Below are 12,519 nucleotides of genomic sequence, written 5' to 3'. Positions count from 1 at the left end.
AATCCATAACTGAAACTGCCTCAAATGACTTCGCCGAAACATTGCATTGTTGTTTCCATGAAGTTTAGAAGGATTAAAGCCTTTTGAAAAATATTTCAAACTATGTGTTCCAAGATTAGAAATTGAGAATCTGCCAAGCTGTCCCCTGCATGAATTCATTTAGAAAAAACCATTTTATCAGGTACTCTTATCGAAGATTTTGTTGTAATCTGGTAATCTTTTCTCCATAGTTGGGACACCAAGGCAATTTTATCATGATTTTTTAGACGGAAAAAACTTGTGTTTATCCATTAGTTAATAAAAATGCATTTTATACAAGAGTAAATCCTGAACTTTGTGAAAAGCGGAAACTAGGTTCTGTTCGTTGGGTTGATGTGAGATTTTACATAATAAATAGAATTTGGCCAAAAATCAGTGATATTACGTAAACAACTTTTTGCTGTTTGAATTGTATATATCCTAAAAAGCATATTGTTGTTCATTTCACCAAGGGGGAAAACGCAATGAATCATGGAAGTTATCGAGACACATGGGTTGAAGTGGATTTGGGAGCGATCCAGCATAATGTAAAGTCCTTTAAAGAACATATTCATAATGAATGTAAGCTGATGGCTGTCGTGAAAGCGGACGGATATGGACACGGTGCCATCGAAGTGGCAAAAGCTGCAATTGGAGCCGGTGTTGACTATTTAGCGGTTGCCATCCTTGATGAAGCAATTTCCCTAAGGGAGGCAAATATTAAGGCTCCAATTTTAATTTTGGGTTATACCTCCCCAAATGCCGTAAAAACTGCAATACAACATGATATTACACTAACTGTTTTTACGCAGGATGTGTTAGATCAAGTGATACAGACTGCAGAGGAACTGAAAAAAAACACCCATATTCATATCAAAATTGACAGCGGGATGAACCGGATCGGCATTAAAAATAAAGAAGAAGCTCTGAAACTGATTCATTCCAATACTTCTTCTTTTGTAACGGTGGAAGGGATATTCACTCATTTTGCACAAGCGGATGATCCAGATTCATCCTTTACAGAAAAACAATTTTCCCATTTTCAAGCAATTGTTGATTACTTGGAACAACATGATGTACATATCCCAATAAAACATTGCTGCAATAGTGCCGCAACGATCGCATATCCGGAAAAGCATTTGGATATGGTCAGGGTTGGTGTCAGTCTGTATGGGCTTTATCCAAGTGAACATTTGCGAGACAAAATTTCCTTGAGACAAGCGATGAGTTTTAAAACAAAGCCGGTTCTGGTCAAAATGGTGAATGCCGGTGAATCAATCAGCTACGGCTGTACATTTACAACTAACAGAGTATCAACGATTGCAACGATTCCTGTCGGCTATGCAGATGGGTTATCCAGATCCATATCCAATAAGGGCAATGTTACTGTAAAAGGAAAAAGGGCGCCTATTGTGGGCAGAATCTGCATGGACCAGTCGATGATTGATGTAACAGGTGTTGGAGCTGTGAATGAAGATGACATCGTCACTATTTTTGGAGATCCAGATCATGGCTATATTTCATTAGGCGAAGTAGCGGAACAAATGAATACGATCCACTATGAAACAGTCTGCCTCATTGGCAAAAGAGTGCCAAGAGTTTACGTGAACAACGAAAACAAAACCTAAATATCATTGTTTACGAACGGGGTCTCTGCCCCCAAAGTTCAAAAAGAGCGGCACATTCGAAAATATAGTCATGAATCACATTGTTAAAGGCATTTAAGAAATGTAGTGTTTGGCAATAAAAGGTTTGCATATTATATATTCCATATCCACCGCCTTACATGAATAGGCGGGTATGATAGGCTGATAAGCCCCGCAAAGTCCTATAACGGGTAGCGGGTATATTATTTACCTCCTGGAAACTTTCGCAGAATGAAGTTGGAAATATGCCTTGAAATAACTTAAAAAACGCGAAGTGCATTCCTCAAGTTAATTTAATTACATTCATCTTACAGCCTTTAGAATAATTAACTCAACTTTCGCAGCTCAATTTTGGTAAATAAGCCTTGATATAATTAGGCAAAACTACAATCCATTTACGTAATTGACTTTCGATGAATTTTTTAATCTTTTGATTTACATTTTGAAGTGCATCTTCAAGAATTTCAATGAGTAGTTGAAGTGCAAAGGCTCAATCTAGTTCATCGATTTCATCACAAAGTTCATAAAAAATGCCGCCTAATGTTCGATAATCTGTACTTACTCGGTTTTGCCAAGACAAAACAATGTACCTTGTAAACACAATAGTGGTATGGCTGATCATGGAATCATAAGATCTTCCTTGGAACTCTTTTTGGAGTTTCAATAAGGATTTGACTGTTTTGAAGAATACTTCAATATCCCAACGTATCCCATAAATACGAATGATTTCTTGATCCGATAAAGTACAGTCTGTACTCAAAATAGCTAGCCACTGTCTCTTTTTATTACGATTACGGACAAATACCACTTTAACAGGTACGCCATTTGCCATCGTTGTGTGAATAGAGCGCAAAATACCCTTTTGATGTTGTGATGGTTTAGCTGTTTGGTATAGTTTTTTTAGGCTCACCCATTCACCGTTCACTTGATATCTTTGTTTTGTATCCTTCACCATTCCAATAACATCCAACCCTTGATCCACAATGGACTTGATCAAAGGCTGTTGGGTAAACCATGTATCCATTAAAACGTATGAGGCATCGATTCCTTGAGAAAGTGCCCGTTTAATCATATTGGGAATAACTTCCGGCGCTTTTTGTAAAGCTTCGACACGCCGCTTATAACCGGATGTACGCTTATCGATTCGGTTATCAATCCCATTGATTTGGGAATTCGTAGAGCTTAATAAAGCAAAATCAATAGGCAAAAATGTAGCACCATCTGACCAGCCGAGTGTAAGCATACGAAATTCTTTGTAATAACGCATTTTTTGAGAAGAATGATCGAAACAGCGAGCAAGCAGTTCAACCTTTTTACTGCGATTTCGTTCATAAGATGAGTCGTCCACGATCAGCACTTTCGGACGGTCGTGTCTCGTTAAACTACTTACCTTCATAATGGTGAAAGTACTCAAAACAAGTAAAAACCTGCGCCAATTGTATTGAGGGTTATTTAAGAAGCGATAAATAGCGTTTTTTTCCGGCAAATCTTTAGCTTTTTTACTTTGAAGAAGTCGAAACAAATTTTTGCCTTCAAAAACTAAACTAAAAACTAGCTGGAATAAATAGGCGCAGGAATAACCGAAACCCTTGTTAATTCCCACTTTCCTTAAATATTTTAAGATTTCAAGTTCATCAAATATAGCTTTTACTTCTTTTGGTAGTTGATTGTTCAGTCTGTTATTCGTTATCATAATAAGAGACACCTCATCTGCTTTTGGTAATGTTTTTTCTGGACAATTAAACTATACCAAAAGTTGAGGTGTTTTTTTTTGCAAATTTTTATGTCAAGAAGTATTCGAAACAACCAACAAACCCATTAACCGTAAGGCTTAGAAATCCAATTTACTGTGAGAAAGTTGAGTAATTAATAAATATATTTTTAACCTTAATGATGGCAAGAAAATTATAGTTACAAGTTATGATGCGAAAAATTTTAAAAAAGAGGCTCCTCGGTCCTCTCTAAATAATTTCTATCCATGAAACTTATCAACTATAAGTTTTAAGTTAAAATTGAAGTCACTTATCCGCAACAAGTCACACACTCTCATAAAACCGCCCTCTTTGTCTCAATAGAACACGATTTTAACTTTTCGTTTTTCACAAACGGTTCTCTGCCGTGCAGCCTTATACTCCTCCTCAAGAAAATATTATTTTAATGACATCCCCTTACCGATAAATTATATTATTTGGACTTACATACTAAACAAAAAACTCGATGGGAAAATCAAAAAGACTTACAAGTAGTCAATAAATGTTACAGAAGTATAATTTAAAGGAAATCCGTAAACTTATCGGAATTCCTTCAAGCACTTTCAGCAAACTAATGCCAGAAGGGGACTACCTTTATCATCAAGCGGACAGGCAATATTACCCGTTTGTTCTCTCGAAGATGTTTTTACTGCCAATGCTTCTTTCGCTAATTGCAGCTAAAAAATCCCTTTGAATGTTTCCTTCGTTTCATGTATACCAAAGGTCCTCTTCATTTGGTCACTTTGATTATAAAAAACGATTAAGTCCTGAATTTTGTATAAAAAGGAAACGGTTTGATTGGCCGGGAATCTAGGTTTGCTGGGCTGGGAGTGTGATTTTACACAATAATTAGGACTTGGACATAAAAAACAACCTTATGGAGTGTTCAAAATCATTAGGAGGCTAATAAGTATAAAGCGTCTATATGTAAATCCAACAATTGGATATTAAAGACATTGAGCTGTTCTTTTTATACTTGTTTAGAGCAAATTGACCATCTGTTTACTTATGCGGTTCACCGCAGCCTCTCTAACTGCGAATTTGAAAAAAGGCAGGGGTTGTCCGAAAAATGGCTTTTCAGCCCAAACATGAAAAAAGTAAGACCAAAGAATGCTGTTAAATCAACATTCTTTGGTCTTTTATTTTGGAAACATGCGACACTAAAATGGGCTTTTCAGACAGCCCCTTCTTACGATTAGTCAAGAGGTTTATCAATAGTTATTTGAGATAATTAATCTTTTTTTGGAGGAAGGGGTACCCCTTCCTCCAAGAATATTTAAAAACAGTTCGGATTTTTGTGTGAACAGCGATTCCATTTCTGGGAAAGTCAGTTGTAGTAAAGTGTGCATTCTACTTCGAAGCATCGCTAGTTCTTCGTCTAATTCATGATAGTATCGGGAAAGCGCACGCATTTGGTCGAAGTAGTTGTCCTGCGGTTTTTTTATGCGCCGTTCGGTTGTAAAGTGAGTTTGGGCCAAACGGTGGGCATCACTTTTATCGGTTTTATGAATGCGCATAGTAGCCGTTTGAATCTTTGATTCAAGGGGATTTAACAGACAGTACGGAAAACCGTGATCATTCATAAAGCGCTCTAATGGTCGGGAATACACGCCTGTTGCTTCAAATACAATGGCTGGAACTTGTCCATCTTTTTGTACTAAATCGATGATTAGTTTATTTAGCTGTTCAAAATGGGGGCGATTATGCAAAATTTCCCCCTCAAAAATACAAGAACGTGCAGCGTTATAAATCACCATATAACTTTTTCCCATACTGACATCAAAAGCAATGACGCTTTTCATATACATTCCTCCTGATTTTTATGTAGAAGTCTTCACTTCACCTTATCGATTCCCTTTTCTTATACACGATCTCAAGGATCCAACATACTGAAACTGATTCTTATAAGGGCAGTGAAGTAGGCCAGTTTTTTCATTACGAACTCAAGGTTCTGGGGCTGTCACGACCTATTCTCCACTTCTACTATAAAAAAATAGTAGCACAGACCATGGCCGGTCTGTGCTACTACTAATCTTAGTATGTTTCTATTTCTATTTTCAATCATATTCTATTATTCTGCCATTTTTAAATACTATCATCATTGACTGATCAATGTCTTTAACATAGAAACACTTGTCCGTTGATAAAAAGTTCTGCTTAAACTCTTTTTTCATTCAAATGCCTTTGTTTCTGCATCCAAGGAATTAGCTATAAACCGGTTCTTTTTCGCTTACACCAGAGACCGGTTCTTTTCCGCTTAAACCGAGCGTCTCTGTTGTTGTTGTATGAAGTTTTTGGAAAAGATCCGGGTTTTCCACTAGCGACACGCCATAAGAAGGAATCATTTCTTTAATTTTCGGTTCCCATTCATGTCTATGTTGAGGAAAGCATTTTTTAATCACCTCAAGCATTACGTGTACGGCAGTAGAAGCGCCAGGAGAAGCGCCGAGCAATGCAGCGATTGAGCCATCTGCAGCCGTAACAACTTCCGTACCAAATTGAATCGTTCCTTTGCCGCCAGCTTCAGTATCTTTAATAATTTGCACACGTTGACCCGCGACGACTATATCCCAATCCTCTGATTTAGCAGTCGGGATAAACTCACGCAACTCTTTCATGCGCTTTTCTTTCGTTAACATAAGCTGCTGAACCAAGTATTTTTCCAAAGAAAAGTTTTTAAAAGCTGACGCCAACAAAGTTACGAAATTGTGCAGTTTTACGGAAGTAAACAAATCCATATTGGAACCAGTTTTCAAGAATTTAGGCGAAAAGCCTGCAAACGGTCCAAACAGCAACATTTTTTTGTTGTCAATATACCGTGTATCAAGGTGCGGAACAGACATTGGAGGCGCACCAATTTTAGCTTTACTGTAAACTTTTGCATGATGTTGCTCTACAACTTTTGGATTATTACATACCATAAATAATCCGCTTACAGGGAATCCACCAATATGTTTGCCTTCTGGAATACCAGATTTTTGAAGCAAATGCAAACTTCCCCCGCCGGCTCCAATAAATACGAATTTAGCCTTATGGATTTCAACAGAACCACTATTGAGATCCTTCACTTTCAATTCCCACAGGCCGTCGCTGGTACGTTTAATATCCTTAACACTATGCATGTAGTTTATTTCGACATCTTTCCTTTTTAAGTGGTCAAACAACATGCGCGTTAAAGCCCCAAAGTTAACATCCGTACCTGAGTCGATTTTGGTTGCCGCGATCGGTTCATTCGATGTACGGCCTTCCATTATAAGCGGAATCCATTTTTTCAATTTTTCCGGGTCATCAGAAAATTCCATTCCTTGGAATAATGGATTGTTTGATAGCGCTTCAAAACGTTTCTTTAAAAATCTTACATTATTTTCCCCTTGGACTAAACTCATGTGGGGCAACGGTCTGATGAATTCCTGCGGATTTTGTAACAGATTGTTTTTTACAAGGTAAGACCAAAACTGTCTGGAAATTTGAAACTGTTCGTTAATTTTTATAGCTTTGCTAATATCAATAGATCCATCCGATTTCTCGGGTGTGTAGTTAAGCTCGCATAGTGCCGAATGCCCCGTTCCCGCATTATTCCATTCGTTGGAGCTTTCTTCTCCCGGTTTGCCGAGCTTCTCAAACACTTTAATTTCCCATTCCGGTGCTAATTCTTTCAACAGTGTTCCTAAAGTCGCACTCATGATTCCAGCACCAATTAAGATAACGTCTGTTCTAGGTTGTCTGTTACTCATTTTTTCCATCCTTATCCCCCATTATTTGCAGAAAGGGTGCAGGCGCACCTGCCCCATGGTTTTCACCACACGCCTTTCCTACAACAATTATATCTTAATTATAGTATATCATTATTTAAGTATAGTTCATCATTAGTATTTCTAATTATAGTTCATCATTATTTTTTATAGATTTATAGATACTATACTGTTTATGACAAACTAAAAATGTAGTGTTTGGCAATTAAGGGGTTGCATATTTTATTGCCTATTGTATGAGTAAAATTATTGCGGGAGAAAAAACAACATCTTCATCCAGATAATGGTGAAACCGTTATCTGGATGAAGAGGCCACAAGCGAAAGCGCTGTAGGGATGTAAGCAAATCACATAAAAAAAGAGCTACTCCTTGGTAGAATGATAGTGTCTAAACCTTACCACTACAGAAAGGAGTAGTCCCTCATATTTAATGTCAGAATTGTTCTTAAAAGTGGAAATATGCAAGATGACACCTCCTATTTCTTCCCCATCCCTCTTAACAATAATTAAGCGCTCGGTCTCTCCAACAAGTAATAAGAAAAATCTTCCGCGCCATATAACACCCATACGATACCGATCACGAAAGGAACTGAAAAATGGGGATAATTTTAAGCACAATGCGCGCCAACCGATTTTTTCTAGATCCCCGATGAATATAAAGAGTGGGATTGGGTGAGCGAAAGATAAAGAGGCCTGATTTTTTCCCCGCCAACGAGGTAAAAGGGGAACAGAGTGAAAATCATGGTTACAACGATAATGAATCCATACAATTTGGCATTCTTTTGAGGCAAAAAGCAACTTTTGATAAGCGGTTGAACGTCCCTTTCGGATCGCTTTTCCAATTGACCGCGATCGCTGAAACAGCCGGGCTGATCACACCGAGTATATACAGGATGATCAATGATATAGATGCACCAAAAGGCTTATGATTGATTTGGGTGAAAACAACGATGATTCCTCACAAAATGTATGTCAGCAAAAAGGCTGGAGCATATAAATTTTTTATTTTGATAATCATGAGTGGCAAGTAAGAAATGCATGAAATGGCAATTAAAAATGTACACTTGCCAAATTCCGTTATTGGTTGAATGAAATCGAATCTTTATAACGATGACTTTCGCCTTTAAAGATAATTAAATGGAAGTGATGAATGAATCTATCAATAACAGCTTCTGTTAGAATAGGGTCTCCAAATACATGGTTCCATTGTCCAAACTGTAAATTTGTCGTAACGATCATACTTTTGGTTTCATAACACATGGAAATGATTTGAAAGAGTAGTACTGCCCCTTGTTTATGTAAGGGAATGTAACCAAATTCGTCTATGATTAAAAGATCTAGTTTCTCAATCTGTTTGAGAAATTTGCCTAGTGAGCCCTTTTCATTGGCTTCTAATAACTCATTCACTATGGAAGCTGCTGTATAAAACTTCACCTTCTTTCCTTTCTTCTTTATAGTACTTATGGATATGAGAGTGGAAAGGAAGGTCTTTCCTGTTCCGACTCCACCATAAAATATCAGTTTTCTTAATTTTCGATAAAATCCCCTTGCAGAAGGTATTCTCTTGTAACCCCTAGTGCCAATTGAATATCCTTCCAATCAAAAGGTATATCAGGGATTTTCGGTAATGTCGCTTGGGCCATATCGTGAAGCGATCTTTAAAGCCTGCGTTGAAACCTCAAAATCGTGCTCTTTTAGTAAAACAGCCAGTAGTTGTAGGGCTTTTTGTTTTTCCTGAGCCGTCAGTTTGAAAAATAATCTTGCCATTCTGTTGGCATTTTGTCGTAGAAATCGGTATATTTTAGAACGTTTGGTCTTTTAGCCATTAGATAGGGCTGCCATTTCATCGATTTTTTTTGTTTTCCATACAAACGCTCATGTTTCACTATGAGTTCATAGTCCTCTGATAAAATCTCAATCTCTTTATATGAGATTTTTGCCAAAACCATATGTTTGGCAAAACGTGGAGAAGTGGAATAAAGTTTATTCTCGACCCGGATGTAACCATATTTATCGACACGTACTTGTTCATAACGAACCCATTCAAATTCTTTTGCCGGCAACTGTAAGAAGAATTCCTTTTCTTCCTCAAACCATTCGGCAATCGTTTTTCCCTTTTAATAATGGGGGGCGCTACCAGTCTCTTTCACACTTTTCCCATAAGGAATATTCAAGGCGTCCAAGTCATAAATGGCCAATTCCGGGAGAAGGAGCACGGTCATACAGGATATTACAGATATTTGTAAATCTGTTCGATAGGACGGACTCTACCATGTAAATATATTGAATATATTCAATTAATATCACTAACATAAGGTGAAGAAGCTATTGGAAGTTAGTGAAATTTAAAGAAAACGTGAATTAAAGTTTATAGAGGGAGGGTAGTGTATATAAGGAATGTTGGCAAGTGGTTTTTCTATTTTTACGTAAGTCCATTAAGTTCTACATAAATTAATTGACAAACATTACATTTTATTTTACCATAAACACCTATTGAAAAGCTAAAGAAAGAATTCCTTCACTTTCTCAGATTCGATGAATTAACACCAGAAATTCTCCATCGGATCATTGGATCGATATAAAAGAGGACGGCAAGCCAATTCTTTATTGGTTTACCGCCCCCGAAAATTGAATAGAAACAGGTGAGATTAAACAGATACGCTGAATGTACTTCCCGATGAGGTGGCAACGCCATCGATAGTATTGCCTTTCCCATAATATGCCTCACGCCATGCTTCAACGTATATTGCGCTAAACTCACTTGTCCGTGCCATTTCTGCTTTTGTCATAACCATTGTCCAACCATTATATGGTGAATAATGGGCAATGACATTGTTACCTGCATCTTTGAACTCCGCAAAGGATATTCGGCCTTTGCCGGCAAAACTTTGGGATGCTTTTGCGATAATACCTTTTCTATCTGGAGACGCAACGGAAATATAGCTTTTCATAAGATTTCTGTAGCCCGGAGATTCACCGCCACAGATACCTTTGGCTGCATCTTTTTTTGCCTGTTCAATAATCGCCTCTCTGTATTCTTCTTCACTCATGGCAGGGGCTGTTTTCGTGCAGAAATCGAACCTGGTAAAGTCAGGGGGCGGAAAGCCATTCATCCGCAGCCTATTGTCAATTTTTGTTCCAAGCAATATATTGATTAAGCTGGCATCTAATAGGTTTATCCGACTTATATTTCATTCACTCCTTTGCATAGGATTTCGCCCGATACTTTGCTGGGAAATATCTGGCGATAACCACTACTGACCTATCCTGGTTTAAGATGTTGTTTAGTAGTTGTAGTACACCGTCAGCTTTATATTGTTATATGTTTTATAACCGGGAGATAAACTGCTGACGTTGGTTCCCGTATAGTAAAGTTGATATGTGCCATTCGCAAGTGTGCCAATCAATCCTAAAGAAATTTCTGTTTTGTTACCAGATCCCCATGGTGCCGATGTCCATCCGGAAATGTTACTGGTTGTTATATACAATCTGTTTGACAGGATTGCCCCAGAATACGACATCGTGTTACAATCAGCAACGACCTTTGTAATGACCGCATCTGCCGGTAATCCGGAAACATTAATTGTAGCAATAGACGAGGAACCACTCTCACCCGGGTCAAGATACAGACTCATTGAACCGATTGATCCAGAGGATGAGGTGAATGTTTTCGATGACGAAGCGGCGAATGCGGTTGTTGTCATGAAAAATACTACGACCATCACAAGCAATAGACTGATTAACCTCCTTGCTTTTATATGAGCACCTCCCTTTCAAATGTTATTTTGATGATTCACCAACCCATAGAATAATTGATCCTCATTATATATATCGTCCAGATATTACCATTCTTTTACACAAAATTTCATATTTGTCACTTACACGTACCGCGCCATCGAAATGGCAAATTTAGTACCTAGCTCTTTGAACGCTATCAGCGTAGCAAACAAGCATTATTGCTTGCTATGATGGAAATGGTGGTAAACGGTGGTCAACTCGGAAAGTACAAAAAATTACAGAACAATATGTGGCAAGAAATTCTCGAAATCCACTGTTTCCCCTTTGCCAAAAACTAGACCCTATAGTTCATGAATTTAGAGTGTGCCCCCTACAAACTCATTAATTTAGATGCCTTGTATCTTAAAGTTCGAGAGAATAATCGATTCCATTCGAGGGGTCTTCTAATCGGTGGGGATGGCTTTTCTCATTTCCTTCTCCACGCCGGACATGGCCTCGGTAAAGCCCACGCCGATTCCCTCACCCATGTTCTGGCCAAATACCGGCAAACCTTCGAGAGCGAATTGATACCAAGCAGGTTTATATCCGTCTATTTCTGGACTGGCAATACCGTCAACTTTTGGAGAATTTGGGTTGACAAAAACACTTGGGTAAGACGAAGAAACAACTTTCATTCCCCAGTTAGAAGTGTAAAATTTTATTTATCTAAAACTGTTAACTTTATTTTATCGGTTACAACGGCATCCCAATTATTCACTATCGGTTTGCCGCTCAAACATTTGAATAGAAGCAGAGCCATCTTCGCCACACACTCCACGTGCCTTGAGTAGTGATCGCAGATATTCAAGCTTGTAGCAGTGTTCACCTAATTTATTTTTGATAAGAAAATGTCTCACTTGTGAACAAGTCAAATCGGTTATTGTTAAAACACAGACCCACAACTAAAGAATGTTCTTTCGAAAAATTAACTTAGCATATATTGTTGATGGCACTTAAAAATGTAGTCGTTTGGCAATTAAGAGTATGCATTATTTAGTGCATATCCACCACTTTACATGGAGTGGCGGGTATGATAGGCTTGCGTGTCTTGCAAAGCTCTACAACTTGTTTCTTTGCAATCTATCATACCTGCAGGGGCATCATGTCAAGCGACACGGTAACGAGATTTTATACAGTTAAGTGAATATCCTTAATTGCCATTGGATACATTTTTTAATTACCAATACACATGTGTGAAGTATTAATTAGGACGACCTATTCGGAATATGCTGTGAAAAATCCCCAATAATAATTATTTTTCCCTAAGCAGATCATTAATGATGTTATTTATGAGGGTAAAAATAATGAGCATTCTTCTTTCAATATTGCAGCAAGTTCTCTGACTTTTAATTCAAAAGCATTTTTCCCTTTAGTTCGCGATTTTTCAATCACTGAATCTATAACTCTGTTTTCAGAAACATTTTGGTAAAAATCATGGAAATCAATTTTGGAGAAATCGTAATTTTCGTAGATCCTTACAAACAGATATGCAACTAATGTATAATGCTCCCATAAGGTGAGACACATGAGCGTGATAAATAAGTTATAATGATACCATGAAAAAAAGAAACCGATA

The 12,519-nt window shown here is 37.7% G+C and carries 7 protein-coding genes and 4 pseudogenes; 3 read left to right on the top strand and 8 right to left on the bottom strand.

The window, feature by feature from the left end:
* The first annotated feature begins 503 nt into the window (after positions 1-503).
* Positions 504-1,646, top strand: coding sequence for an alanine racemase (gene alr / locus AC0KTX_RS13200; RefSeq protein ID WP_474252601.1), 1,143 nt, complete (start codon positions 504-506; stop codon positions 1,644-1,646).
* Between the two features lie 349 nt (positions 1,647-1,995).
* Here alr and AC0KTX_RS13195 read toward each other — a convergent pair.
* From AC0KTX_RS13195 to AC0KTX_RS13170, 6 genes and pseudogenes are all read right to left on the bottom strand, one after another.
* A pseudogene (locus AC0KTX_RS13195) lies at positions 1,996-3,357 on the bottom strand (IS4 family transposase).
* Positions 3,358-4,683: 1,326 nt separating this feature from the next.
* A pseudogene (locus tag AC0KTX_RS13190) lies at positions 4,684-5,217 on the bottom strand (IS110 family transposase); the annotation flags it as partial.
* A 402-nt stretch (positions 5,218-5,619) separates the two neighbouring features.
* Positions 5,620-7,149: a malate:quinone oxidoreductase gene (locus AC0KTX_RS13185; RefSeq protein WP_474252600.1), complete on the bottom strand. Its 1,530-nt coding sequence runs from the start codon at positions 7,147-7,149 to the stop codon at positions 5,620-5,622.
* A gap of 1,094 nt (positions 7,150-8,243) precedes the next feature.
* Positions 8,244-8,809 (bottom strand): annotated as a pseudogene (locus tag AC0KTX_RS13180) (ATP-binding protein); the annotation flags it as partial.
* 99 nt (positions 8,810-8,908) lie between these two features.
* A complete protein-coding gene (locus AC0KTX_RS13175; protein WP_474252599.1) occupies positions 8,909-9,229 on the bottom strand; it encodes a Mu transposase domain-containing protein in 321 nt (106 codons plus the stop codon).
* 585 nt (positions 9,230-9,814) lie between these two features.
* Complete coding sequence (locus AC0KTX_RS13170) at positions 9,815-10,216, bottom strand: hypothetical protein (protein WP_474252598.1); 402 nt, start codon at positions 10,214-10,216, stop codon at positions 9,815-9,817.
* Between the two features lie 472 nt (positions 10,217-10,688).
* Between AC0KTX_RS13170 and AC0KTX_RS13165 the strand changes: the two genes are divergently transcribed.
* Together AC0KTX_RS13165 and AC0KTX_RS13160 are read left to right on the top strand one after the other, a co-directional pair.
* Positions 10,689-10,928, top strand: a complete 240-nt coding sequence (locus tag AC0KTX_RS13165; protein ID WP_474252597.1) for a hypothetical protein — start codon at positions 10,689-10,691, stop codon at positions 10,926-10,928.
* A gap of 116 nt (positions 10,929-11,044) precedes the next feature.
* Positions 11,045-11,353 (top strand): annotated as a pseudogene (locus tag AC0KTX_RS13160) (transposase); the annotation flags it as partial.
* On the opposite strand, the gene AC0KTX_RS13155 reads toward AC0KTX_RS13160, so the two are convergent.
* On the bottom strand, positions 11,348-11,578 hold the full coding sequence (locus tag AC0KTX_RS13155; protein ID WP_474252614.1) for a hypothetical protein: 231 nt from the start codon (positions 11,576-11,578) through the stop codon (positions 11,348-11,350). The pseudogene AC0KTX_RS13160 and the gene AC0KTX_RS13155 overlap by 6 nt on opposite strands.
* A 652-nt stretch (positions 11,579-12,230) precedes the next feature.
* The coding region (locus AC0KTX_RS13150; protein WP_474252596.1) for a hypothetical protein at positions 12,231-12,519 on the bottom strand (289 nt) is incomplete at its 5' end.

Source organism: Aeribacillus sp. JST-2 (assembly GCF_056032925.1).
This window is presented reverse-complemented; position numbering and strand designations above follow the sequence as displayed.